25 protein-coding genes are annotated in these 26,352 nt (G+C 36.7%); 5 read left to right on the top strand and 20 right to left on the bottom strand.

All coding sequences use genetic code 11. The features are described from left to right. The first annotated feature begins 261 nt into the window (after positions 1 to 261). Positions 262 to 1,167, top strand: coding sequence for a radical SAM protein (locus BN30_RS08215; protein WP_019215031.1), 906 nt, complete (start codon positions 262 to 264; stop codon positions 1,165 to 1,167). A gap of 307 nt (positions 1,168 to 1,474) precedes the next feature. Here BN30_RS08215 and BN30_RS08210 read toward each other — a convergent pair whose 3' ends face one another. After that, positions 1,475 to 2,752 carry an MATE family efflux transporter gene (locus tag BN30_RS08210; RefSeq protein ID WP_278244164.1) on the bottom strand — a complete coding sequence of 426 codons (1,278 nt, stop codon included), beginning with the start codon at positions 2,750 to 2,752 and terminating at the stop codon, positions 1,475 to 1,477. A 317-nt stretch (positions 2,753 to 3,069) separates the two neighbouring features. On the opposite strand from BN30_RS08210, the gene BN30_RS10120 reads away from it, so the two are divergent. Both BN30_RS10120 and BN30_RS08195 read left to right on the top strand, forming a co-directional pair. Further along, positions 3,070 to 3,801 carry an HAD family hydrolase gene (locus BN30_RS10120; RefSeq protein WP_019215029.1) on the top strand — a complete coding sequence of 244 codons (732 nt, stop codon included), beginning with the start codon at positions 3,070 to 3,072 and terminating at the stop codon, positions 3,799 to 3,801. After that, entirely contained in the window at positions 3,801 to 4,517 is a 717-nt protein-coding gene (locus tag BN30_RS08195; protein ID WP_019215028.1) for a DUF554 domain-containing protein, read from the top strand. The genes BN30_RS10120 and BN30_RS08195 overlap by 1 nt, the downstream gene beginning before the upstream one ends. 84 nt (positions 4,518 to 4,601) lie before the next feature. On the opposite strand, the gene BN30_RS09470 is transcribed toward BN30_RS08195, so the two are convergent. From BN30_RS09470 to BN30_RS08130, 11 genes are all read right to left on the bottom strand, one after another. Continuing rightward, positions 4,602 to 4,787, bottom strand: a complete 186-nt coding sequence (locus tag BN30_RS09470) for a type II toxin-antitoxin system CcdA family antitoxin (protein WP_154648855.1) — start codon at positions 4,785 to 4,787, stop codon at positions 4,602 to 4,604. 133 nt (positions 4,788 to 4,920) lie between these two features. Then, the gene (locus BN30_RS08185; RefSeq protein WP_019215026.1) at positions 4,921 to 6,387 is read right to left on the bottom strand and encodes an RNA-binding domain-containing protein; all 1,467 of its coding nucleotides are present in this window, start codon (positions 6,385 to 6,387) and stop codon (positions 4,921 to 4,923) included. Between the two features lie 172 nt (positions 6,388 to 6,559). Further along, complete coding sequence (locus BN30_RS09465; RefSeq protein WP_019215025.1) at positions 6,560 to 6,865, bottom strand: hypothetical protein; 306 nt, start codon at positions 6,863 to 6,865, stop codon at positions 6,560 to 6,562. A gap of 51 nt (positions 6,866 to 6,916) precedes the next feature. Beyond that, positions 6,917 to 7,315 (bottom strand): type II toxin-antitoxin system HicB family antitoxin, encoded by a 399-nt coding sequence (locus BN30_RS08175; RefSeq protein ID WP_019215024.1) that lies wholly within the window; start codon positions 7,313 to 7,315, stop codon positions 6,917 to 6,919. 28 nt (positions 7,316 to 7,343) lie between these two features. Beyond that, positions 7,344 to 7,535 (bottom strand): type II toxin-antitoxin system HicA family toxin, encoded by a 192-nt coding sequence (locus BN30_RS08170; protein WP_019215023.1) that lies wholly within the window; start codon positions 7,533 to 7,535, stop codon positions 7,344 to 7,346. A gap of 523 nt (positions 7,536 to 8,058) precedes the next feature. Next, positions 8,059 to 8,466 (bottom strand): type II toxin-antitoxin system HicB family antitoxin, encoded by a 408-nt coding sequence (locus tag BN30_RS08165; RefSeq protein WP_019215022.1) that lies wholly within the window; start codon positions 8,464 to 8,466, stop codon positions 8,059 to 8,061. A 411-nt stretch (positions 8,467 to 8,877) separates the two neighbouring features. Beyond that, a complete protein-coding gene (locus BN30_RS08160) occupies positions 8,878 to 10,773 on the bottom strand; it encodes an alpha/beta fold hydrolase (protein ID WP_019215021.1) in 1,896 nt (631 codons plus the stop codon). A 765-nt stretch (positions 10,774 to 11,538) separates the two neighbouring features. Beyond that, on the bottom strand, positions 11,539 to 11,946 hold the full coding sequence (locus tag BN30_RS08150; protein WP_019215019.1) for a type II toxin-antitoxin system HicB family antitoxin: 408 nt from the start codon (positions 11,944 to 11,946) through the stop codon (positions 11,539 to 11,541). A gap of 38 nt (positions 11,947 to 11,984) precedes the next feature. Beyond that, positions 11,985 to 12,173, bottom strand: coding sequence for a type II toxin-antitoxin system HicA family toxin (locus tag BN30_RS08145; protein WP_019215018.1), 189 nt, complete (start codon positions 12,171 to 12,173; stop codon positions 11,985 to 11,987). A 318-nt stretch (positions 12,174 to 12,491) separates the two neighbouring features. Further along, positions 12,492 to 12,707 carry a DUF2922 domain-containing protein gene (locus BN30_RS08135; RefSeq protein ID WP_084691410.1) on the bottom strand — a complete coding sequence of 72 codons (216 nt, stop codon included), beginning with the start codon at positions 12,705 to 12,707 and terminating at the stop codon, positions 12,492 to 12,494. A 31-nt stretch (positions 12,708 to 12,738) separates the two neighbouring features. Then, positions 12,739 to 12,930: a DUF1659 domain-containing protein gene (locus BN30_RS08130; protein ID WP_019215015.1), complete on the bottom strand. Its 192-nt coding sequence runs from the start codon at positions 12,928 to 12,930 to the stop codon at positions 12,739 to 12,741. A gap of 241 nt (positions 12,931 to 13,171) precedes the next feature. On the opposite strand from BN30_RS08130, the gene BN30_RS08125 reads away from it, so the two are divergent. Then, positions 13,172 to 13,720 (top strand): sigma-70 family RNA polymerase sigma factor, encoded by a 549-nt coding sequence (locus BN30_RS08125; RefSeq protein ID WP_019215014.1) that lies wholly within the window; start codon positions 13,172 to 13,174, stop codon positions 13,718 to 13,720. Between the two features lie 101 nt (positions 13,721 to 13,821). Further along, positions 13,822 to 14,265, top strand: a complete 444-nt coding sequence (locus tag BN30_RS08120; protein ID WP_019215013.1) for a hypothetical protein — start codon at positions 13,822 to 13,824, stop codon at positions 14,263 to 14,265. Positions 14,266 to 14,687: 422 nt separating this feature from the next. Here the strand turns inward: BN30_RS08120 and BN30_RS09460 are convergent, their stop codons facing one another. The 8 genes from BN30_RS09460 to rsmG all read right to left on the bottom strand — a co-directional run bounded on the left by BN30_RS09460 (position 14,688) and on the right by rsmG (position 26,330). After that, positions 14,688 to 15,866 carry an FRG domain-containing protein gene (locus BN30_RS09460; RefSeq protein ID WP_019215012.1) on the bottom strand — a complete coding sequence of 393 codons (1,179 nt, stop codon included), beginning with the start codon at positions 15,864 to 15,866 and terminating at the stop codon, positions 14,688 to 14,690. Between the two features lie 127 nt (positions 15,867 to 15,993). Next, on the bottom strand, positions 15,994 to 16,710 hold the full coding sequence (locus tag BN30_RS08110; protein WP_019215011.1) for a hypothetical protein: 717 nt from the start codon (positions 16,708 to 16,710) through the stop codon (positions 15,994 to 15,996). Positions 16,711 to 16,856: 146 nt separating this feature from the next. After that, positions 16,857 to 20,420, bottom strand: coding sequence for an S-layer homology domain-containing protein (locus tag BN30_RS09725; protein WP_019215010.1), 3,564 nt, complete (start codon positions 20,418 to 20,420; stop codon positions 16,857 to 16,859). A 1,068-nt stretch (positions 20,421 to 21,488) separates the two neighbouring features. Continuing rightward, the gene (locus BN30_RS08100) at positions 21,489 to 22,130 is read right to left on the bottom strand and encodes a cyclodeaminase/cyclohydrolase family protein (RefSeq protein WP_019215009.1); all 642 of its coding nucleotides are present in this window, start codon (positions 22,128 to 22,130) and stop codon (positions 21,489 to 21,491) included. Positions 22,131 to 22,480: 350 nt separating this feature from the next. Then, the gene (locus tag BN30_RS08090) at positions 22,481 to 23,374 is read right to left on the bottom strand and encodes a PhzF family phenazine biosynthesis protein (RefSeq protein WP_019215007.1); all 894 of its coding nucleotides are present in this window, start codon (positions 23,372 to 23,374) and stop codon (positions 22,481 to 22,483) included. A gap of 1 nt (position 23,375) precedes the next feature. Beyond that, entirely contained in the window at positions 23,376 to 24,212 is an 837-nt protein-coding gene (locus BN30_RS08085; RefSeq protein WP_019215006.1) for a ParB/RepB/Spo0J family partition protein, read from the bottom strand. A 4-nt stretch (positions 24,213 to 24,216) separates the two neighbouring features. Then, the gene (locus BN30_RS08080; RefSeq protein ID WP_019215005.1) at positions 24,217 to 24,987 is read right to left on the bottom strand and encodes a ParA family protein; all 771 of its coding nucleotides are present in this window, start codon (positions 24,985 to 24,987) and stop codon (positions 24,217 to 24,219) included. A 641-nt stretch (positions 24,988 to 25,628) separates the two neighbouring features. Next, positions 25,629 to 26,330: a 16S rRNA (guanine(527)-N(7))-methyltransferase RsmG gene (gene rsmG, locus BN30_RS09450; protein ID WP_019215004.1), complete on the bottom strand. Its 702-nt coding sequence runs from the start codon at positions 26,328 to 26,330 to the stop codon at positions 25,629 to 25,631. Between the last annotated feature and the right edge of the window lie 22 nt (positions 26,331 to 26,352).

Here is a 26,352-nt window from a genome sequence, read left to right as displayed (position 1 = left end):
TTTCTCTTAAATATTCCTTAAGAATTCTTAAGGAATATTTAAGCTTTCTTGCTAAAATGCGCCCTTGAGCTCGTTCCTTCCTCAGCAATGCTCACGTACGCTTAGTACGCTGCGCTTGCCTCGTCGGTCCACTTCGCCCAATCATCACATTTTATCTAAGAAAAATGGTGTTAGTGAATAAAAACTTGAATAATATATATAAAAGAGTTTTGACATAAAAATACATTAGTGGTAATATTATTACAAGAGGTGATATATATAATGGAAGGCTTTTATCCAATCTACATGTACACGCCGATGCCCGAGATGCACAATGTGATGGTGCCCGTGACATCTGGCTGTTCCTACCAAAAGTGCCTCTACTGCGATCTGAATTTTAGGCAAAAATTTCACATTTTTAAGCTGGACGAAATCGAGGACTACCTTAGGAATGAAAAAATTAAATACGATAAAATGAAGCGCAGCCCCAAAAAATTTACACTGCTTGAGGGTAATCCTTTATGCGTAAAAACTTCTTACCTTGAAAATGTTTTTTCTCTTATACATAAATACTTTGAAGTCCAGTACATATCGATGTTTGCGCGCGCAAGTGACGTTCTGTGCAAGACTGATGAGGAGCTGCTTAGGCTTAAAGCTATGGGTATGGATAGGCTATGCTTGGGTCTTGAGAGCGGCTCGGATGAAGTTTTGAACTTTCACAAAAAAGGACATAGCGTGAATGATAGCCTAAGGGCCTGCAAAAAGCTTGAAAGGCTTGGTATCAGCTACTCCGTCTACATAATGCTCGGCCTCGGCGGTAAAGAGCTGACTATGCCTCATAGAATTGAAACTGCAAAACTTTTAAACGAGATAAAGCCATTCGAAATAGTTTTCGTAACGACTGTAATATTCAAGCGCGCGCCTCTTAAGGACCTCGTTCGTGCGAAAGAATTTACAAGACTTTCTATAAAAGAAGTTTTAAACGAAGAAATATATATACTTGAAAATCTTGAGATAAATACGGTCATCAAGGCAACGCACAAAACCAATCCCTTGCCACTACTTTCGAAATTCCCTGAGGGCAAAGCGGATTTGATAAGAAAACTAAAGGAGTATAGAGATAATAATACTGAGAAAGAATTACGCAGAAATGAGATGAGAAAATGGCAGGTGTGGTCCAAAGAATAAAATTTTTCGTTCACTTAGCGATCTTGGCTAGTTTCGAATTCTTTTAGTGAGAAAAGTGATTTTCACGAGCGCAGCCTTCGGAATAAATTGCATTAATTTCTTAACGAAGATGTCTGCCCGAAAATTCATCTAGTGGAGCGCAGCGCAACGAATATGAATTTTCAAGACAGCGAGTTTAGAAATTAACAATTTATGTAGACGCAGCAAGCGACGAAAACACTTTTCGATGTACAACGCCAATCTCAGCATAGCGCAAAGGTTCTCGTCCATATGGACGAGAACCTTGATGCTTCGCATAATCAAGAAATTATTCATACTTCTCTTGATTCTCGCGACTTAATCTTCTATAGAAATAATATGCAAATATTAGTGTCACGCCCTCTGACAGTGCTGATGCGAACCATATTAGCGTTGGCTCGAGCATGGTCAAGACGAAAAGCGCCAAATATATGGTCACGAAGCTTCTCAAGATATTGATCGTAACTGAGTACTTTGGCTTTAAGAATGAGACGCAAACCGCTGCTATGAGTACATTGAAGCCTGTTATCATGAAAGATATCGAGAATTTACGAAGCGACTCGACCGAGTAGCTAAGTGTCTCTTTGTCCACGTCCAAAAATATTCTAAATATCCTCTCTGGAAATAGCTGTGATGCCGCCAAGAACACGACTCCCGTTACAAATATCGCCGCCGTTGCTAGACGAAATAGCTTTTTGAGACTATCGTAGTCTTTTTTACCATAGTAATAGCTTAGAAGCGGCTGAGTGCCTTGTGTTATGCCCGCAAAACAAGTGAGGGCAAGGTTATTGACATAGCTTATGACAGAGAATGTCGCAATGGATTTTTCGCCCAAAAATTTGATTATGAATATATTATAAAATAAAACTATCATCGCGATGCCAACCTCTGAAACGAAATCGCCAACACCTAAGGAAAATATGGATTTGAGCGTATCAAAAGAGAATTTTACCTCTACGAACTCAAGATTGGATTTACCAACTGTGAAGTGAATTAAGTAGACCACTGTCGAGATTACTTGCGATATACCCGTTGCAACTGCTGCACCTGCAAGGCCATGACCCATGAGACCAACAAAGACGTAGTCCAAAATTACGTTACTTAAACCGCATGTGATGACCGTTGCGACCGCCAAGCGCGGAAAACCATCGACCTTGACCATAACTTCGAAATTATATGAAATCATTAAGAATGGCACAAAATACACGATGTGACCTAGGTATTCTATGACCAAAGGCCCCAGTTCTTCGGTTGCGCCCAAAAGTCTCGCAATCGTGTCCATATTAAAATAAAAAAGCACTGTCAATATTATTGAAAAAATCGTTACAGTTTTTATGTTGAAGCTAAAAATTTTATTAGCCTTCATGTAATTTTTTCTGCCGATAAAAACGCCGCACATAGTCTGCGAGCCGACTGCAGCGATTATCCCAAGCGCAAAAACGATGTTGATGAAAGGCATTGAAAGATTAACCGCGCTTAGAGCCTCGACGCCGACGTACTTGCTCACGAAAAAGCCATCAACCATTGAATATAGGCTAAAGATGATCATGGCTGAGAGCGACGGAATTATATAGGAGAAAAATTTTTTATTGATTGATACCGTGGTAATAGTAAAACCTCCTTATATATATAAATTATAGCACAATCACAGCCTATTGGCAAGTTCTTTTGCGTTCATTTTGCGATCTTGGCGAGTTTCGAATTCTTTTGTCGCTGCGGAGTGCATTTGCACACCTCACTCCAAAAAATTCTCTACTACGCCAATCTCATCAAAATGCTCTGCAAAATTATAATAAATGAATATTGCTGTTATAGTTTTTTCAAAATTGTGCTATAATATAGATGATAATAAAAAATAAATAATATATATAGAGGAGTTTATATATGATATTCTTTGACCTAGACGACACTATTTTAAATACAAAAACTACAAATCTATTAATTTTTGAGCGTGCTCAAATGGATTTGCACATCGACATGGACGCGGACGAGTTTAGAGGCCGCATAAGAACTGCGCTTCGCTCGCGCATGATTAGGCACATGGACTTTGCCTACAACGAAACCATTGGCATAGACCCACTTGACTACCTACTCATGGAAGAGCCTTACGAGGAAGAAAGGCTTGAACTTTTCAAGAATGGTGTTTATGACGATGTGAAAGACATTTTGGGCGAAACTACAAAAGAAGAATTTTTCACGGCATTTTTGAAAAGGCGTTTCGACTACACAGAAGCAATTGACGGCATGCTAGAACTTATAAAAGACTTAAAATCAGCCGGTCACAAGCTTGGTGTGATTACTGATGGCATCAGCGAAATTCAGCACAGAAAGGCCCAAACACTTGGTCTTGACACGCTTATGGACCACGTATTCGCTTCAGGCGACTTTGGTTATGGTAAACCCGATACAAAGTTTTTCTTCGGCGCTATGAAAATGGCTGGCGTTAGACCAGAAGACTCAATTATGATAGGCAACAACATCGACTCAGATGTTTTCGGCGCACTTGCAAGCGGCATGAGAGCCATCTACTTCGGCGCAAAACCAAAAAATTATGAAGTTTTATACGCACCTGACGCAAAAGCACTTAGAGAAGTTTTAAAGAAAGCGCTTTGCTAATGGGTCTAGGCACATTAATTAACTGTGCAGCCATCATCGCCGCTGGCATCTTGGGAAGGATATTCTCAAAAATACTAAATAAAAAAGTGCAAAAAGCGCTCGTACTATCATCCGGCGTTAGCATATTCTTCATAGGACTTGCAGGCTCAATGCAAGGCATGCTCAGCATCTCAGAGGGTACACTTAAAAGCGGCAGAACCATGCTCCTAGTGATATCACTTGCGATAGGCGCGCTAATCGGCGAAATCATCGGCATAGAAGAGGGCTTCGAGCGTTTCGGTGCCTATCTTAAGAAAAAGACAAAAAGCGATTCAGATCAAGGCTTTATCGCCGCCTTCGTCACAACGTCACTAACCGTCTCAATCGGCGCCATGGCAATAGTCGGATCCATGCAAGAAGGCATCGCAGGCGACTACTCAACTTTGGCTCTAAAAGCAGTTTTGGACTTCATCGTCGTCTTCGTCATGTCCGCGTCAATGGGTAAGGGAGCGACATTTTCCTTCGTTCCAGTCTTCATTTTGCAGATGAGTATCACTTATCTATCTAAACTCATCGCCCCATACATGACAGACCTTGCAATTGACTACCTTTCACTCGTTGGCTCCGTACTAATCGCGTGCATCGGCATCAATTTAGTTTTTGATAAAAGAGTTAGCGTCGCCAACATGCTTCCAGCCCTCATCGTAGCGATGGCTTGGGCATATTTGCCATTATAATAAAAAAATTCATACACATAAAGAAGTTCGAGTACACCTTGAACTTCTTTTTTAGTCAAAAAAGAGAGCCAAACGCCCTCTTACTTATTTAATATTCAATTCCTTCTTCAAGCCTTCAGTCAAGACCTTTGAAAAATTAACGCCATATTCTTTAGCCATCTCATTTAAGTAGCTCGGAATGGTAACCGTCTTTTTAATGGTTTTAGCACTCGTTCTTCTGATGTAGTCATCCATATCGATATCAATCATGGTCTTAAAACTCAAATCCATGTCAGAGAATTCATATTGCAACTTGCTGCAACTTAAATTTTCTATTTTGACTTCATAAAAATCCGTATTTCACTGGGTTTACATCGTAAATCTATCCAAATAATCGCACATATGCAACTTGCTGCAAGTTAAATCAAGCCCAAAAAGGAATATACTTCATATATCTCGGTGCTGTATTTTTATCAACAGGCTTAATAAGTTTTGCTTCCAAAGTATCTTTAATAATTCTCGACGCTTTATACCTATCTTTATCATTTATATCAAATAAATCTCTAAGAGCATTATTTGTTACACACTCTCCATTAACATATAGAAAACAGGCTTGCATATAACAAGTTCTTATTCTATCTTCTTTACTTATCAAATCAAATGGAGCCTTCAGATATAAAGTTACTTTTGTAAATCTATCACTTTGATTTTCAATCTTAGGAGCAAGCATAGAATTTTTACTTGTAGCATATATTACTTTATCAAAGCCACTGCCTCTTTCTTCACAAATCCCACACTTATGCATGAATCCAGCAAGATTTTCATTCCTTGAAATCGGAACCGTATCTACAATACGATCTATTGAAACTAGCGGAGAACCAGCATTTGAAAATTCTATTCTATCCTTAAATAATTCAACCATCGGATTTGTACCTTTTTGTTCTATAGCTTGATGAATCATAATGTTAGCAATCAGCTCACGTATAGCTATCTCTGGATAAGCAAACTTTGTTTTTCTTATAGATTTTTCAATTATTTCTTCCTGTGGAATGATAGTCAACACATATTCTACAATTTTATCATATGCTATTGCATATCCTTCACTAAATACTTTTTCTCTTATCGTGTCAAGTCTATTGTTCTCTTTGTACCAAATTACTCTTATAGACTTGTGCGATAGACCCTCAAAGCTATTCAAGTCTTTAGAAATAAGTAATGCTCCCAAGTTAGTAATATCATAGTTCCCTGCATCATTTTTTCTTATAAATTTTTCATTAGTAAAATCATCCAATATCTTATTTTTATTTTCTGGTAGTGCAAATCCCACCTTGTCATAATATCCTGACACATTAAATAAGTTTAATACTTCATTAAACGAAATATTATCTTTTGCATTTCTTAATTCAAATGGAGTTGCATCAAATGCTTTCCATAAAGCTCTCTCTTTATCAGGAAACTCTTTCAAGTTCTTTTTGTTTGTTCCAATTCTAATATACTCTTCATTAGAAAACTTAATAGGTTGTTTTTCTGCACATGGAATCTCAAGCAAGGTTACATTTTTATCATCAATTTCTGTTTCATAAAATCTGAAATCTATTCTTGGACTTGTCATTCGAGATAGCCATGCTTCTAGTTCTTCTGAACCTTTTTTACTATTCCTATAATCAAATGTAGTTCCTAAAATTTTATGTGTGCTATCATCAACACCCCAAATCAAATAGGCTTTAGGTCTTCCACATAAAGTCGCAGCATTTCCAAGAGCGGAAATATACTCTCCTATCATCTGAGGTTCATAATTATTATGTTTAAATTCAACCCATTCTGTTTCATATGGTAAAGAAATCAACTCTCTGATTAAATTTTTAATATAATCTTGATTTTTTATTGCCATCTTAATTCTCCTAACAATTACAAATAAATTACTTATATTATAACATTTTTAAGGCATTTTTTCCACTCTACAATTACTTTCCTATTACTTACTATATATCAGAACAAGCCCTTTTTTATTTTTTTCAGTCACTTGCATTTCCTACACAATAAAAAAGAGAGCCTCTCAGCTCTCAATTAAATAATTCTTCATTAAATTCTACAGTTTCGCCAGTTTTATACTCATTCAAAACATCGCGTTTTAATTTTTTCACGGCCATTGGCATGCTCTTTTTAATTTCTTTAAACTCATTAAGCAGCTCTTCCCCCTCAAAGCCACTATTTATAAGGTCTTCCAAGATTAAATCATCAAACATTTCATCTACACTTTCATAAGTCTTGCCAATGCTCTTATCCTTCTTCATAGCTTCGACTTCTTTTATAGCCTTGATGGTTTCGGCATTTGGAGCTTCATAATTAGTTTTATCATTTTTATTCATAATGATACACCTCTTTTGAATATCAGAATATTATAATATTGCTAGTCTATTCTATTTAATATTCAATTCCCTTTTTAATCCCTCTTGCAGAATTTGTGAAAAATTCACATTTTCTTTCATACCAAGATCATTTAGCCACTTTGGTATACTCAAAGTCTTTTTTATAGATTTTTTATTCAGCCTTTCCTCAATACCTGCAATAGGCGCTTCAACTAAGAGTACAAATTCACCCTTCTTTAGATTAATACTTTTACCGTCACTTGTCTTTGGAAGAGCAAGACCATTATCAAGCATAGTGAATAAAACTCCATTCAAAACTTCCTTTGTATTAACAAATAATTCTCCAAGACTATCTGCATCAGTGAAACAGGCATCAAAATCGGGAAAATCAGCATAATAAGTATTGTCCTCATATCTAACAACACATGGATAAGCATCTGTCTTTTTCATCTTAATACCTCCTATTATAGAGGTGGGGCTAAAATTTAAGCCCCGTAATCCTCTCAATACTTGTTAAAATTCCAGAAGGAATATCCTTCTTATTGCATTTGACAGGACAGATACGGCCATCCTTATAATAAATCTCATGAGATCCTTCAGTATGGTCTAGACGCCATCCTGCCTTTCGCATTGCTTTAACAACTGTTCTGTAAGGCTTTGTGCGGGCCATAGTATGTCCTCCTCCTTACACTTATATTATACACGTATTATTAGTACGTGTCAATAGTTTTTTATATTTCACGTTGGCAAATTATTTGTTTCATGACAATCCTTTTGCAGAGCACTTGGATGAGATTGGCGTAGTACAGAATTTTTTGGAGCGAATCGTATAAAAATACGTCGCAGCGACAAAATAATTCGAAACTAGCCAAGATCGCCCGTGCGAAGAACCAAGGTTCTCGGGACCCATCCAAAACGTAGTTTTGATGATGGGTGAGGTTCTTCAGTGAATGCGAAAGGCAAAAAAAGACAAAAAAATCCCTTAGTTCCGGCGCACCTCGTATCGTGAGGGTCCTACTCCCAAGGAATATCATACATATATTATATTACAGATTTAAAATTTTTTCAAATCCTAAAGATAAAAAAAGACGAGAGGGAACACTTCTTAATAAAGCATCCCCTCTCGTTGGCTAATAACACTGCCTCTATCAATATTATAATAACAGAATATTATAATTTTGTCAATCTTAATTCTATTGAATATTTAATTCTCTTTTTAGTCCCTCTTGTAATACTTGAGAAAAATTAATGTCCTCTTCCCTCGCCTTTATGTCCAGCCACTGAGGTATACTTAAAGTTTTCTTTATAGACTTATTCATTATCGCCTTTCTAACAAGAGGCATCCATACATCAATCAGTACTGCTCTTTGATTATCTTCAAGCTTTATATCAAGTAAAGAGCTTGCCTTTGGTATATCTTCATTGTCAATTTCAACATTCTCCATCCATAAGCCTAAAACTTCCTTAGCCATCAACAAAGCCTCTTCCTCAGTGTCTCCAAAAGTTAAGCAACCTTGCAAATCTGGGAACTCTACAGATATTCCATCATCAGCATAATCAAATATCGCTGGATAGATATACTTATCCTTATACTCTTTCATAAAGTACCTCCCACATATATTATACGTATTATTATACATATTGTCAATAGTTTTTTAAAATTCTTTCAGTTACTTACAAAATGTAAACATCTCACTTTTAAGTCACGGACAAAATGTCTGCAACTCAAAACCCAAACAAAAATCTCATATCAAATTAATATGCGATATAGTTATGAATTCTGTGTATTGCAACTTGCTGCAACTTAAATTTTCTATTTTGACTTCATAAAAATCCGTATTTCACTGGGTTTACAACGTAAATCTATCCAAATAATCACAGATGTGCAACTTGCTGCAACTTAAATCAAGCCCAAAAAGGAATATACCTCATATATCTTGGTACAATTTCTCCCACAAAAAAAGAGAGCCACATCTCTCGATACAGCTCCCTTCATTACCTATACTATTGAATTATCTTCCTAATAAGAAGTGACACATCATGTCTAGGCACTTAGCATCCATAAGTATGCCCATGTGGTTGCCATTAACAACTTTGAACTTTGATCTAAGCTCTTCTGGCATCTCGTCAAGCTCCATACCCATAGTTGCTGAGTATAGCGGAACTAGGCCATCGCCTTCCTTAGTCATAAGCTTTTTAACCTTGCTAAGACCACTTACGTTTTCTGTGTAGTAGCCGCTAACTTGAGTATCCATGCCCTCTCCAACTATGAACATGGAATTTGGTCTATGAAGCATGTAAACGCTTTCGTCCATGCTGCCCATTGCTCTGTAAGCTTGTGCACGTCTTAAGAACTCAGTGAATCTTTCGTGTCCTAAGTAGGCTTGCATTTGCTCTTGAACGTCATCTGATCCAAGGCTTTTTGATGCAAATGTTAGGTGAAGCTTGTTCACAAGTGAGTCGTATGTCACAAAATTGTTCTTTAAAAGCTCGCTATCAAGCTGCTTTTGGTTCATCACAACTTGGTATGGATACTTATCAAGCATCTTCTTTGTTGGATATAGCTCAAGAAGTCCGTCGTAGTCTTGAACAACCTTGCTGTCTATGTTAAGGAAGTTGTTTAGGAAAAAGTCCGCGATACCTCCTAAGATGTTGCCGTTAGTCATTTCGTTGTAAGCGTGCGGCGCGCCCTCGTATGGTGTACCGAAGGAGATGTATTTATCTACCTTGTCATCGTGCTTAGCTAGGTAGTGGCTTGATACAAGGCCGCCCATGCTGTGCGCGATAAGGTCAACCTTTAATTTTCCACCTTCGTTAATGCTGTCGATGAAGGCATCAAGTTTTTCGCTTGTAATTTCGTTAGACTTTCTCCAATCGTATGAGAATAGATATACCGGTCTATCTGGGAAGTGCTTGATAAGCGCATCTATAAGCAAAGTGTATGATGCCGCAGGTCCAGTGTGTCTTGTTATTAACTTAGCATATCTAAGGTCGCCTTCTTGTAAACCATAAGCATTGTTTTTGATATTAAGAAGCTCACTTAGCTCAGACTTTCCGTATCCAAGTGGGATCCATATTCTCTTGCCGATAAATTCTTTATCAGATGAGATCATGCCAGTTTTGCGTTCTTCATCGCTTACATATTTTTCATCAATTGAGTATAGTTCACTTCCTGAAATACCAGGTATGAAGACTATAGGTTTCTTCTCTTCACTTACTTTGTCTATAGCAGCGCCGCCATGAACATAGTCAAGGATGCCCTTTGCTTCATCGTTAAGATAAGTCTTCTTCGATAAGTCATTATAAAGTTTCTTAGTGAAAGCGTAGTCTTTGTTGTTCAAACGAGCCATGTCAAGAACTGTGATTAAGTCGTAATCACTTCCTAGCTCATCGGCTGTGTTTTTAAGCGCGTTCGCGTTTCTGAAGTAGAAGTGGTCGCGACTTGTGTATGGACCGTCTGCTCTGATTGGGCCAATTGCTGGGTAGCTCGATGTGTAAAGCACAAGGTAGTTTTTATCAGCCTTTTCGATGGCTCTCGCCTTTTCGATGGCTGCGATCGGATTTGAAAAACCTAGTGCAAACTCTGGAGTCTTCGCGTTTTTGATAAGCGCTGCATCCTTTACCTTCTCTACTAGAGTTTCTGCTCTACCGTTGAAGTAGATTAGTGAAACACTTAGATTAGAGTCGCTCTCAATAAGCTTCTCGCTAAGCTCATTGATTTCGTTTTTTATCTCGGCAAGTCTTTCCTTGCCAGTTGCCATGCTTCTGTCAACCATGAAGATGACCTCTTTTGTCTTAGTGCCAAAGTCTATGGATGGGCCAGCTTTTACTACAGCTTGGCCGAAACTCATGAATATACTTAGGCACATGATTAGTGCTAGTATTATAGCTTTCTTATTACTTCTCATGTAATCCTCTCCTTTATAATATACGTTGCTATTATACCACAAAGTCCTAAAGCGTGCAAGATATTTATTAGCTATTCTAAATGTTTTACGCGAAGTATGTTTTTTCACCTAAACCGTTCTTGAAGAACCTCGTCAATGAATTGACGTGAACCTTTGCGCTATGCAGAGCACTTGGTACAGATGACTTTAGTGAGAAAATTGATTTTCACGAGCGCAGCATTCGGAGAAAACTGCCTTAATTTCTTAGCGCAACGAACCGGCCGTGGGCTCATCTAGCTGAGCGAAGCGAACGAATATGAGACCACAGGTGAGTAAGCTTAGAAATTATCAGTTTTCGTAGACGAGCAAGCGAAGGAAAACAATTTTCGATGTGCAAATCGAACGCGAAATAAAAAAGAGAGCCATAGCTCCCTCAATTATGTTTTTAACTATTATTTTTTATTCGGCTTGAGTCTTTTATCCCAAATGCTTTCATTGCTACCTTTCTATAGTATCCTTCATCAACTAATATCGCAGTTTTCATAATTACCTCCTAAAAAACAAAAATCCCTTGGTTCCGGCGCACCTCGTATGGTGAGGGTCCTACTCCCAAGGAATATCATACATCTATATTATACTACAGATTTAAAATTTTTTCAAGCACTAAAGATAAAAAAGACTAGAGGGAACAATTCTTAATAAAACATTCCCCCTAGTTGGCTATTAACACTGCCTCTATCTGTAAGATAATAATAACAGATTTATAGCTCTTTGTCAATCTTAATACTATTTAATATTCAATTCCTTCTTCAAGCCTTCAGTCAAAACCCTTGAAAAATTAATATTCTTATTTTTTGCAAGCGCTTCAAGCCAAGTTGGTAGTGTCACCATCTTGTTCTTGTATACTTCCTTCACCAAAGAGAATTGATATGGCAAATAAACATTGATATATACTGCTAAGTCACCTTCTTCAAGATTAATATCATCCATGTCAATATCATTTGGATACTCAATTTTTTCGTTTTCTTCATCGTATAGACAAAGACCTATAACCTCTTGTGCATTAGCTATGCCCTCTTCAAATGTGTCCGAGCATGTATATGCTCCCTCAATCGCAGGCACGTCAATAGAGTAGCCCCCATCACTTTCTTTGCTAAAAATAGCTAAATAAGTTACACTATCTTGTTTTTTCATTTAAACACTCCTTTAACAAGTGGGGGAGCAAAGGGGATTTACATCCCCAAAGTTTTCAAAATGCTCTTTAAAGTTCCGGCTTTGAACCCATCTCTTGGATGAGGTATATTAAGAATGGCTCCAGTATCATAATTTTTGAAAATATGATGACTACCACTCACTCTAATTAACACAAAGCCTCGCTTCTTAGCCTCTTTGATTAGCTCCCTTGAGTTATAACTCTTCATAAGGAATCCTCCTTACAAGACTATTATAACATATGTTAAACATTTGTCAATAGTTTTTTTATTTTTTTCAGTCGCTTACAAAATTTAAGCAACTCATTGCTTCCTCCGCATCGTTAGTTTGCAGAGCACTTGGATGAGATTGGCGTAGTACAGAATTTTTTGGAGCGAGGTGTGCATAGAAGCACTCCGCAGCGACAAAACAATTCGAAACTAGCCAAGATCGCAAATCGAACGCGAAATAAAAAAGAGAGCCCATATCATCGATATGAACCCCCTTAATTACCTGCACTATTTTATTTTATCGACATGAGTTTTCAATTAAAATAAAACTTCTGTTGAAGTAGTTATTACCTTCGCTCCTTCTAACGCGTTAACTTCACTTCCATCCTTATTCACGATAAGTTTCTTTTCAAGAATAGTATTGAAAGCGTCCTTAACATCCTTAGCAAGGATGCCGTCCTTAGGATTTTGTAGAGACATGTTATATGCCTTACCGTCCTCACATTTGAACTTCATTTGTAATCTTTTCATCATTTCACCCCCTTTCTAAAAACATAGCTTAGACCTATAATTCCTCAACAGAGATCTTAACAGCCCTTTTAACCTCTTTACCTAAAAGCGCAGAAAATGCACCCTTAAAAGCGCCAAGATCATCATTCGAAGCAGTACTATTAACATAGTTAACAGTTCTAGAAAGATTTCTCTTAACACCGTTAAGCTCATTAGTAAAGAAAACCTTTACACTTACCTTACTCACAATATTCACCCCCTTTCATCCAGAGCTTTTCGCCCTACACTTAATATATACAAAAACAGAGTAATATTTCCCGCGCATATAAACACCATAATAATGGAAAGTGCGCGCACAAACGTCCAATTTATATGCGAAATGTCTAAAAATTGCAGAGAGTTCCAATATTTGTGCGAGAGGTAGAGTTTGCCAAACACATGCACAAGTCGCTACAATAATCTTAAGAAAATGAAAAGGAGGACAGAAGATGAAAATTAATTTTGACAAAATCGCTCAAATTTATCAAGAAAATGGAAGCGTAGGCACAGACGCCATAGAAGCACTCAAACCACTCATGCTCGCGCAAATCAGGCGCTACTACCCAAACTACAAAGAAGTGGAAGACCTAATCCAAGAACTCAGAGTCGTCGCCCTCGAAGCACTCAAAGACTTCGACATCAAAAAAGGCGCACACGCACTCGCACACATCAAATCCAGGATGAAATACCATTTGCTAGGTAAATACAAAAAAGGCATAGACACACAGCCACTAGACGACGCCTTCCTCGTAGAAGACGAGACCAGCATGGACGACTTCGAAAAACTATTCTACAACGACACACTAGGAAAAGTTTTTAAACAGCTCACATACGAAGAAGAAAAACTCATCTATTTACGTTATTACACCGAGATGAACTACGAAGACATAGGGCGCGCACTTGGATACTCAAAAAGCACAGCCGCTAAGAAAATAACGGGGCTACTCAAAAAACTCAGAAAATTATACAAAGAACAAGAACATAATACTAAAGTATGAAAATTAGAATAATAGACAAGCATTGACATAAAATAAGAAAAAGCTATTGACAAAAGAAATATAAAAGACTATAATAGACTTATAAATAAGGAGGAAAAATTATGAAAGAAAAGATGTTGGCGGCATTAATCCCAGCTTACGATAGTGAAGGAATAAACACGACAGTCGCCATATACCAAGACATGAGCGCTGAAAACCTACACGTTTCCATAAGGACAGCAATCACCAGGCTATTTAGAGACCACATGGCAGACGAAAAACAGTACAAAAAGTGGGCGAAAAACATCGCCGAGAAAAAAACCGGTCTCGCAATCGTACTTAGAGACACAAGACTAGTAGGCATCAGAGTTAGAGAAGTTCGCTCCAAAGGAGACGGCAGCATGATCTACCTAAACAGATCCCTAATCAGCGACTTCGAAGACGGATACGTAAAGATCCAAGGCCTAACAAAAATACCAGTACTGGCAAAGAAAAGAACAATCAGAGAGAGAATCAAAGACTGCGACAGAATCAGCAAAGCTTATGACGAGAAATTCGGGGATTGAGTACCTAAGTACCCAATCCTTTTTTTATGCCTTGAGATGATGATAATGGTAATGTTAATGTCTTTGCACAAATAAACTTGAGGTATAAAAACTCACCACAAGATAAATTGAAAGAAGAAAAGAAAAATAGCCTTGTTTCAAAAAAAGATGAGTTTCTGAAATAAAAGACGGGGAAATGGATTTTAGTTTCAAAAACAAATACATAAAAATAGATAAATCCCCTAATTAAAAATAAATCGCCTAAAATAGTGTAAAAATTAGGCGAATAGCTTAGACAAAAGAAGACTTTTAACAAAAAAGTCTTCTTGCGATCTAAAATACTTACGTATTTTAAATCTAAAGAAAAGACCCATAGTACATTAAGGGGTACTGTAGGTCCTAATTTAAAAATAAAACGCGTATAATGGGTTTTGAGAGGTGAGTTAATCATCAGTCGTATCATTATCTTCAATTATATGATCAGCGTTTCGTATAGCTTCTTCGTCCAAATTTTTATACTTATTAGACAAATATCTAATTCTATTTTCAAAATCTGGAAACATGTCTTCTTTAGTATAACAATACTCTTTTAATTTATTTTCTAAATCTATATTCAAAGCGATGAATGAGTTTATATCAAATAATTTAGAAAGATATAGTAAATTGAACAATTCTTTTGATTCCGTTTCAAAAATATCATTATCTCTATCTATTAATTGTGTAGTTTTTTCTTTTATATGCTCATGATTAATTTTACCTTTCTTTCTTATAGACTTATACAACTTATCATCAAGCGTTAAGACTAATTTTACATAAGGAATTTTCTCTTTTATTTTCTTATCTAGTACTTTTTCAAAATTTAAAAAAGCACCTTTTTGAGCAATAATACGTTCATTCGTATGGCTTTTTCTGACCTCAGAAAATAAAGAGGATTTGCCAGCAACACCATCATCAATCTTAAAAAAATACAAAGTCGGATTATTTACATTCCATACGTTATCATTTAGCATAAATAACATAGCTATATATGGATTTTTTGTAATATCTAAAAGAGCTGTTTTTAAGCCATAGTGCTGTAAAATAGATAGGTTTGGTTCTCTTTCAACAATCTTTGAAATAGGATTTAGAGAAACATAATCAATAGTATCAGGAAATTCAAGAGCTAGTTTTCGATATATACTTTCAAAGTCATTAATATAGTCTGAGTCCTTTTCATACCTTAAAGCACCAGGTAACAGTGTGTAGTCATGAGACTGACCTCTAAAATAATTAAATTTCAGTCCTTCGTCGCACAAGCCTTGAATGAGATCTTTATAAACATAAAATAATTTACAAGTACCAGTATCAAGTTTACCGTGCTCATATTCAAATTTAGGACTTGATTTAATGTCATTTTTTATGAATTTATCACACTTATTTACTACCTTTAAAATCTTATCTATATTAGCAATGTCATTTGACTCGATAAGTTTTACACCAGTTATAATATATCTTTGTCCTCTATTTTTTATAAAAGATATATTAGGAATGTAATTGATCTGAATAGTACTCTTTATAAAAAATATTTCTTCTTTGTAGTACTCAATAATGTCTGAGTAAGGTTTATCAGTATTAATAGACATAAAATCACCTCTTAATATAATTTTGAAAACTAAATAATATAAATTAAATTTAAACTCATTATACCACAAAACTAATAATTTTATATAAATTGAGACTTAATAAATAAGCCTCTAAAATGTATTAAAGTTAATATTTACCCACTTTTTTACAGGCATCCTTAAGCTTGTTTAGCTTATCTTCATTCTTTTCAAGCCAGTATTCTTTATATGCACAAGATAAAGCGCCAATAGCTGTCATAACAAAAATAGGAAATAGTACTTTATTTATTGCAAGTTCGTTGACTTTATATAAGGCAAGATTTTCTTCTCTAGTCATTGAACCAACATTGATTTTAAGCAATGCTAGCTCTTTTTCAGACCATATAAAAGAATTAGCTTGTAAACTTATTCCTACGAGAACTGCAAGAATCGCATTTGAAAGCGTCCCAATTTTATTTTCACTAAAAGTACTTAAAAAAGTCCAGATTGTAGTAAATATGACTATTAATAGAAAATAAGAGATATTACTTACTTCTAAAAGATAGCACAAAATAAAATATATAAAAATTCCGAAGATAAAAGTTGAAAATAATGCTATTTTTAAAAAATAAGATATACTTGTACACATAGCCTTTATACATGATACAAATCCAGATACTATGTTTATAATACATAATACAATAATTATCAAGTTATTTAAACTAACACTTTCTATTCGTTTCATTAAAAATAATACATAAGCGAAAAATATTAATAAACTAATACCATAAACTTTCCTAAATTTTTTAAGCATAGTAGAATTATTTATTATTTTTTCCCTATACATCTCCTGAAAAATAAAAATGCTGGATATAAGCTTAGACATATTTACCTCCGTATTGTATATAGTTATTTTAACTGAATTTTTTCTCTTTTCTTTTACCCATATATCCTTTTATCTAAACAAATTATTCTATGTACAAAAAAGGAAGGTCATAAGACCCTCCTCTTTTTATTTTAGTTAAGTTTTAACTATTTAACGAATTCGAATACTACTGGATTAGTTCCTGCAGTTCCATCATAATTGAATGTTACATTGTAAAGTTTCTTTGATGCATCCTTAACCATTACGCCAGCAACAGTTATTTTTTCAATTTCTTTCATGCTAGCTATTTCAGGATATTTTTCTTGTAATGTGCCAGCTTTTAGTTCTGCAACTAATCTTTGTTTAACAGCTGCTAATACGTCAGTTGCGTCAACAACGCCGTCTTGTAATTCTACAACTTTTCCACCAACTAAGCTATGAGTATCAGCTATTGGATAGTTAGGTTTTAATTCGTCGATAGCTGCTACTACTTGATTAGCAATGTCTTGAGCTGTTGATTGTTTGTATTCAATCTTGTTTGATTTTCTTGTAGCTTTAGTGCTGTCAGATTTTGTTTTTACTGATTCAACATTAGCTACTACGTTAGCTAGAGCTGGAGCTGCTGCTGTATCTGTAAATGTAACATTTACTAATTTATCTAATTTTGCATCAGCAATTGCTTTTTCAACTAACTTCTTAACATAAGCATTAGCATCAGCAACACCTGTAGGTAAAGTCATAGGAACTTGTACAGGGTTAGGTGTAATTCTGTTTATAACAGAAACTGCATCAGCAACAGTCTTATCTATAGCTTCATCAGATAAATTAGTTGTAGTTTTTGTAATTGTTAATGTTCTTACAAAACCGTCTTTTAATGTGAATGCTACTTCGCTTCCTACGAAAGGAGCAACCTTAGCAAATCCTCTTCTACCAAAGTCAAGGAATGTATTTCCATTGTAGTACATTGTTCTTTCATCTGCTAAATATTTAACTCCGCCAAGAACTAATTCATCAAATGTGCTTTCTACATCTAATGTTGCAATCTTATTGCCTTTTATATCTTTTCTGTAGTTAACAACCTTAACGTATCTTGGATCCTTTGGATCAAGGTAAACTTGTGCGTAATCAGAAAGTGGTTGACCAAATTCTTGAGTCTTGTTATCAAAGAATACTCTGTCGCTTGAAATTACTCTACCATTAGCGTCAAATTTAGTTAATTGATAAGTGTTAGTATCTCTAATCTTTTCTAATTTATCAATAGAAGTTGAACCGTCGATTATAGCTGGTACTGTTACATAACCCTTAAGTTGTGTACCTTCTTTTTCCATAGTAGCTTTATCTATGTGTAGATATACTATGTCATTAATTCTGAAGTCGCCTACCTTATTGTCAGCTAGTGCTACGTCATATTTCTTGCCTTGAGCGTCAACGAATAATGCGCCAGTTAGGTAGTTATCTGTTGCAAGAACTTTTGCGTATATGTGTTCATACTTAGTTCCATCAGCAACTTTATTGAATACAACTACGTTAGCGATGTCATCTGCAGCGCTTAGGAAGTTGTAGTACTTAACGTTTAGACGATCCTTATGGAATTTGTCTTTTAATGCAGCTTCGCTGATAACGAATGCTTCTAGTTCTTTGTTGTCTTTGTTGTTTTCAACGAACTTAGCTAAGTCTCTAACTTGTTCTACATGACCGTTATCAATGTAGTATGCGTTTAATCCGTCAAAGTATCTGTAATCTTTAAGACCAGCTCTGATGTATCTAGGTGTTAACTTAGTTACAGATTGGAATCTTCTCATGTAATCATCAGCTTTAGCGATGATACCCATTCTACCGATTTCTTGTTTATCGTTTCCTGAGTAGTAAACGATATCGTCTTGATCGAATTCTAATAATCTTGAATTGTTTGTTGAACCAAAGATATTGTAGTTAATGTATGAAGTATCTCTAGTTTCTGTAGCCCAGAATGCATCTCCCTTAGGAGGAAGTAATTGAGCTTCTCCGTTTGAACGAATTCTCTTAACAACGTTGATACCATCTTTCCATTCTTTAGATGATTCAACTAATTGTGCGTTTCCGAAAATGTCAACTAATATCTTAACTTTGTCTTTTACGATTGGATCTAAGTATCCTCTGTTTCCTACAACATCGTAGTATTTTGCTTCAATGCTGTATATAGCTCTGAAGTAGTCAGCATTATATAGATAGTATTCACCATCTTTACCTACTGCCCATTCTCCTCTTCTGTCTATATAAGTTTTTACTAATTCAGTATCAACTTTTGCATCTTTTCTAACGATAGCGTTCTTGTAGTTGTTGTAGAAATGAATAACGTCATCTTTAACGATTTCTTTCTTGTCAGCTACTGTATAGCCAGCTTTATCACGGAATATAACTCTGTCTTTTAAATCTGCAGCTTTATATTCTCTAGCTTGTTTCATATCGTCTCTGTAGTAAACTGCTCCGTCTTTAACTTGAGTTACTGGAGCGATGTCGTTGAATCTGTAAGCATCGATGAAGATAACTTTACCGTTCTTAACTGTGATTCTTGCAAAGCTGTAACCATCGTTAGCGTATTTAGCAACAAAATCAAGGTAGCTGTATTCTTTGTTGTCTAGATATGTTCTGAAGATTCTTTCGTCTCTTTCGTTATATCTTTCATCAAATCCTACGCTGTAAGCTACGTCGTCTAAAACTAACTTTCTGTTGTTTAAGTTATCGATGCAGCCTTCTAGATAATCATAAGATTTATCTTCTGTAAGTTCAACGATCTTGTCGTCTTTGTCAACTGTTACGTTAACAACTCTACCAAGTAATTGTTCAGGGTCTAACATTAAATCTTTGTCAAGTGTATAAGTGTGTTGATCACCTTTTTTGTCTCTGCTTGCGTTAGCCCAGTCAGCTTTTTGAACTACGTCAATAACTTCAACAGTGATTTGTCTTTCGCCTAGGTTTTCAACTCTGTCATTTTCAAGAACGATTGCTTTAAGAACTTTTCTTTGAGCAAATTCTTTGCTTGTAATCATGTTGTAAACCATCTTGAAAACGTCTCCTCTAGTAGCCATATCTGTGTAAGCTAGAGGTTTAACGTTGTTGAATAATCCTAATTGTTGAGCTTTTACGATGTAGCCTGCTGGATATACTGTACCAACTTCTGCTTTACCTAGAGCGATAGTTAGCATTGTAGCCATGTCTTGGTAAGAGATTTGTCTGTTTGGTTGGAATGTTCCGTTAGGGTAACCGTTGATGAATCCTTGTTGTTTAGCAACAGCGATGTATCCGTTAGCCCAAAGGTTTGTAGGAACGTCCTTGAATCCAGTTGGAACTGTAGCTAAAGCTTTAGCTGAGTCTTCAAGACCTTTAACTCTAACGATCATAGAAGCAAATTCTGCTCTAGTTACGTTCTTTTCAGCTTTGAAGTCTTCTGAATCTTTTGAATAACCAGAAATGAATCCAGCTTTCTTAAGAACATCGATAGCTCTTACAAGAGCTTCGTCTTTAACTTCTTCCTTCTTTTCTTCTGTTTTTTCTTCGGATTTTTCGTCTTTCTTTTCTTCAGACTTTTCATCCTTCTTTTCTTCAGTCTTAGCTGGTTCTTCTTTCTTTTCTTCAGCTGGTTTTTCTGTCTTAACAGGATCAGCTGGCTTAGCTTCATCAGCTAGAACTGAAGTAAATGAGCCTACTATCATGACTAATGCAAGTAGTAGTGCAAGTAATTTTTTACTCATGTCTAATGACCTCCTTTTAAATTTGTGTAGGATAAGCCTACACTCTTAATGTATTATACCATCTAAAAAAGAATATTGCAAGAATTTTGCGATATATTTAACACAATTGTAACAAACGGTTAAATTATTTAATCTTGAAATAATAGCTTATGTGTTCTTTCTTTAGAAAAATTCATAAGTTACTAAGCCGTTTGTTGCGAGCTTGTCAGCGAGTGCCTTGGGCAAGGCCGCTAAAAGAAACGTTTAAATCACTTATTAATGACTTAATAGAAATTATCTTCTTCCTTTAGCTTTACTTCCTCGAGCTGATTTCGTTTCTTGCGAACAAGTGGGCTTGTTCTTTGGGTTAGTCAGTTCTAAAATCAAACCTGTAACTCGTTTCTTGCTCCAAACAATTTAGTGGTACTTTATTTACAATTACATTATACCACAGAAAATGTGTTTTGTTTGTTAAGAGTGTGTTACAAAACTCGATTTGCATGCGTTTTAATTTTTACTAAACTCGTTTCGTGCGTGTTTCGACTTTTGCAAATCACTATTTGCGTATAATAAAAAATTTTCTTTTGCATATATTTGAATATTTAGTATAAAAAATTTCAATCTTTCACATATACGTGTATTTGTCTATGTTTTACGAAGTGGCAGAGCCATGTGCATGGTATTGAAGCATAAATTTCTTGACTTTATCTTCCTTTTATAATATAATACGCAATGTAGTTTACTTTAGTAGGCTACATGGGAAGCAAGGGGATTCTCCTTCGTAGGTCCGTCTGTGGGCGGGCTACCCAAGTCTCGTATCACGAATTATTTACTTATATCGAGGTCTTAGACGCGGGCTATGTCTAAGCTTGGGTTAAATAAAGAAATCCTCCTTCATTATTGATTTCTTTTACCCCTGGCTTTCCTTTAATATACCATCCCCAAAGGCAGTACGTGTGTACTGCTTTTTTGTTTGGATTATGGCAATGGTTTTGCGTGGGACGTTTTACGAAGTGGCAAGACCATTCTCATAAAAAAAGACGCCTCGTGTGAAGCGTCTATGATCTGTATTATTTAGTTTAAGCGATATTACTCAGATAATCTCTTATAAACTATCGCAAGTGTTTCTTCTTTATACTTTTTGGAAGACTCTAGCATGTCTTGGACTTTCTTTCTTGTTTCTTCTCTGAAGGCTTCGTCTTTAAGTGATTTTAGGTTGATTGTAACGTTTAGTAGTGCGCCTTCAACGCCTGTTTGTAATAGTAGGCAGCCTACGCCAACGTCTGTGATTGCGTTGATGTTGCCGTTTTGCGCGAATATCTTTTGCATTGCCATGGCTTCTAGGCCTAATTCTGCGCATCTGAATGGTATTTCTAGCGCGATTTTGTAGCCTTCTTGTATTTTTTCTGATCTGATTTTCTTTTCTTCGTCTGTTTCTTTTGGCATCTTAAGTGCTTTGATTACATCGTTGAATGCTGTTGAGTCTGTGTCTACGATGTCTTCAAGCTCTGTGCATACTGCTACTAGTTTTTTGGAGTAGTCTTTCATTGTGTTTTGCTCGGACTCTGGTAGTTCCGCGAAGGCTTTTTTGCTCTCTGTAAGCGCCATGACCATGTTTGTAAGGGATGCGCCTAGTGCTGATGAATAGGCTGCAACTGAGCCACCGCCTGGTGCTGGTGAGTCTGATCTAACTTCTTTTAAATAATCTCTTAGTGTTTTTTCGATTAACATAATTTTCCTCCTTGATTTTTTGTTTTTGGAATGGCTGGGCCGTGATTATGGCTGAGCCACTGTGTATGTTTTTTGTTTTTGTAAATTGTTTTCCTTTTAGAATGAAAATAATTTTATTTTCATTCGCAAGAAAATTTACGTAAATAAATTTTCTTTTGTTTTTATTTTTGTATAAAAATTTTTTCCCCATATATATACTCTATATAATAGGAAGATAATATATATCTAAATTTCGCAGAGCAAATTTTTAGTATGGGACGAAGTGGAGATTTTTTTCAAGCGGAATGTACATATGGTACATGAGCATTGAAAAAAATCGAACGAGTTCCAGACGAAATTTGAATGCGAAATCATATATTCAATATGCCGTCTAGCGAGATGCGTGCCATCCCCATAACCGTAATAAACGCTGAATCCTTATCCTCTAAATAGCGCGTTTGTACTCTTGACGGTCTGTTCATGGTCTCGCCTTGTAGCATCTTGGCTTTGAGCTTTGTGGTTAATTTATTTTTTATCAAATAATAGTGCAGCGCCGCATTAGCGTATGCGGAGGAGCTATCTTCTTCGAAGGCAAGGTCTTTTGTGTAATTCCTTACGTAGTAGAAGCCGTCTTCCGCTTGGTAGAAGAGGTGTACGTTTTCGACGCCTATGCTCTTAGCTGCGTCTCTGAATTTGAATTCGTCTATTGTATAACCATAAAGTGCTTGTCTCGTCCTAACTGGTACGATGAGTGTATTCTCCTCTGCTTTCACGACCATTGCTCTGGCATCTTTTGCGCCATCGATACCGATATCTGCTGTTGAAAGGCTCATGGAGCTAAGCATATTCGAAATGTCGGGCGAGGTATTTAATATCTCTGGACGAGAGACTTCTATCTCTAAATTCTCTATCTTGTAGTCTTTGTAATAGATGTAGACTTTTTTCTTTGAATTTCTGTTCACTTCGTAGACGAGCTTGACACCATTCTCAATGGCTTTGATATAGCCAAGGCTTGTAAGCACGTAAAATAGTGCAAGTGAGCCTTGTCCGGAGCCTTCGAGTTCGGTTTTGCTTGTGAAGTATCTAGTTCTGAAAACGTCTTGGTCTACTGGCTCTGCAAATGCTGTGAGGCTTGCTCTGAGCTCGTTTGCGATGATTTGGTACTCTTCTTCTTTAAGGCCTTCTGCGTCGGCAACTACGCCGATGGGTGTTCCGCCGAAGCGGCATGTTGCGAAGGCATCGACGATGTATACGTGTAGATCCATACTAATCCTCCGTGATCAAGTCTGTAAGCCTTGTTAGGTCGTCATCTGTGTAATAATCGATCGTGATGGAGCCGCCGCGTTTTGTGTGCTTGATCGAAACTTTTGTTGATAAAAAGTCTTCAAGTCTTTCGCGGATGTCTTTGATGTAGATATCTTCTGGCTTTGCCTTCTTTGGCTTACGTGTATTTTCTTCTGTCTTTTTAACTGTTAGGCCTGCGTCTTTTATTTTATGAGCAAGTTTTAATCGCTCTTCTTTTGTATCTAGTGACAAGATAAGTTTTGCGTGTGATACTGTAATCTCGCCCTTCTTAAGCATTTCAAGTATCTCATTTTCAAGGGATAATATCCTTGTCATATTTGAAATATATGGACGGGATTTGCCAACTGCTTTGGCGATGTCCTCTTGCTTTAGTCCGTACTTTTCTTTTAATTTTAAATAAGCAATGGCCTCGTCATAAGGGTTTAAGTCCTCTCTTTGAACATTTTCAACGAGTTGAAGCTTATCAACTTCTTCGTCCTTATAGTCTCTGACGATGGCTGGGATGACTTTTCTATCTAGCTTTTTAAAGGCTCTGTAACGTCTTTCGCCGGCTATAATCTGATATTTGCCACTCGCCATTGGTCTAAGTACTATTGGCTGAAGTAAGCCGTTTTTCTCTATGGACTCTGCCAATTCTTTGATTGTATCGTCGTTAAATAGCTGACGCGGCTGTGCCTCTGTTGGCACTACCAATGCCATATCCATATCAACTAGCTCGGTTTTGGACTTTTCTGTGATTTCTGTGATGCTTTCAACGCCTAGGAGGCTGCCTAGGCCCTTGCCAAGTTTTTTCGCCATATAATCACCTTCCTTGCTTTTGTAAAAATTCTTCGGCTAGATTCATGTAATTTTCGGCTCCCTTTGAAGCTTTGTCGTACTCGAAAATGCTCATGGAGTAGCTTGGCGCCTCTGCAAGACGGATGTTGCGGTTAATGACCGCTGTGTAGAGCTTCGTGCCAAAGAAGTTTTGAACTTCGGAGAAGACTTCGGTGTGAAGATTATTTCTCGCGTCAAACATGGTGATCAGAACGCCTTCGATTGTAAGTGCCTGATTATAATTTTCTTTGACTAGCTCTATGGTCTTAATGAGCTTTGAAACGCCTTCAAGTGCGTAGTACTCGGCCTGTATCGGGATGATGACTGAGTTTGCGGCTGCGAGGCTCATGATTGAAAGGATGCCAAGTGACGGCGGCGAGTCTATAAAAATGAAATCGTAATCACTTTTAATCTCGTCCAAACGGCGCTTTAAGATCTCTTTCCAATCGCCTTTTTGTGCAAGCTCGATCTCAAGTCCCGCGATGTCTGTCGATGAATCGATGACATGGAGCTTATCTAGCTTAGTCGGCTTTATTAGTGATCTGATGTCTTTTTTATCGTCTGTAAGAAGCGTGTATGTGGACGAAGCCGCCTCGCTATAGTCTTCAAGAAGACCGCTCGATAGGTTTGACTGAGCATCCATGTCGACGCACAAGACCCTCTGGCCAAGCTTTGCAAGCGCATAGCTTAGGTTGATGGCTGTCGTTGTTTTGCCGACGCCTCCTTTTTGATTAAATATGACAATAGTTTTGGACATGAAATCACCTCTAAGTTAATAATAGCATATTTGTGAATAAATTTCAATAGTGGTTTTTGACAAGCCAATTCTGTAAAAATTTCGCCTAGAACTCGAACGATTGTAATGGCTGTGTCGATAGGCTTGTTTACTGAGTTTTAAGGAATGTTCCACGTGGAACATTTTATGGAAATGGAGTTGTGTCGATAGATGTTCCACGTGGAACATTTTTATTGAGCTGATATAATGAATTTAATTGGTGATGATATTCGAAAAGTGATTAGTTTGATGATAATAACGAAAAGTGTATTACTCGTGACTTAGGCTTCCCAAATTGGAAATTTCTAAAAGCTCGTTCGCTTGAAAATTCATATTCGTTACGCTGCGCTCCACTAGATGTCCTCCTCGGCCAGCTCATCAAATTTGCATTAAATCAAGCCCTTTTGCTAGTTTCGAATTATTTTGTCGCTGCGGAGTGCGATTGCACACCTCACTCCAAAAAATTCTGTACAACGCAAAATCATCTTGATTTCTCTGCAAATTTAAAATTAATTTAATATATTTGATCTTTATTAATGAAAATCACTTTTCTTATTATATAGTGGCGAGCATAAAAAAAGCGACGCTAAATAAATAGCATCGCTAAACAAAAGGTATTCTTATTATATTAAAGGAGAGCTTTTAGCTAAGTTCTTGCCGCGTGGGTATTTCTTTGGCATAGGTTTTATTTTTTTAATAACCACAATCGATCTATCAAATTCGTCAAACAATCTATATTTATGAATGTTAACTATTTCACCGCCAAGAACCTCAATAGCTTTTTTCGCTTCGGCTGCTTCTTCATCTATATCGCCGCTTTTCATCGACAGCATATATCCGCCGACTTTCACGAAGCCGAGCATATACTCTGTAAGTGTGGCTAGGCGAGCGACTGCTCTTGAGATGGCGACGTCGTAGGCCTCTCTATGCGCTGCGACGTGAGCAAGGTCTTCGCTCCTTGCGTGAACTGTCTCTATATCCTTTAAGTCCAAATCCAAGATGACTTCGTCCAAAAATTTTAATCTTTTTAATAAACTATCGTTGAGTAAAATTTCTTTTTCTGGAGCGAGTATTTTCAGAACAACGCCAGGGAAGCCGGCGCCAGTACCTACGTCTATTATTTTCTTCGCATTTTTTAATTCAGGCAGAGTAAGAGGGTAGGCGCTGTCGGTGAAGTGAAGCCTGTCGACCTCGTCTGACTCGGTGATGCCAGTTAGGTTCATGACCTTGTTTTTCTCCACGAGCAAGTCCTTGAAACGTTCTAGCTCAGAGAGCTGCTTATCCGTAGCGTTTATATTAATCTCATTAAAATAATCTTTTAGCATATATATCCTTTCAAATGTTCCA

Source organism: Fenollaria massiliensis, assembly GCF_000312505.2.
Classification (GTDB): Bacteria; Bacillota; Clostridia; order Tissierellales; family Peptoniphilaceae; genus Fenollaria; species Fenollaria massiliensis.
This window is presented reverse-complemented; position numbering and strand designations above follow the sequence as displayed.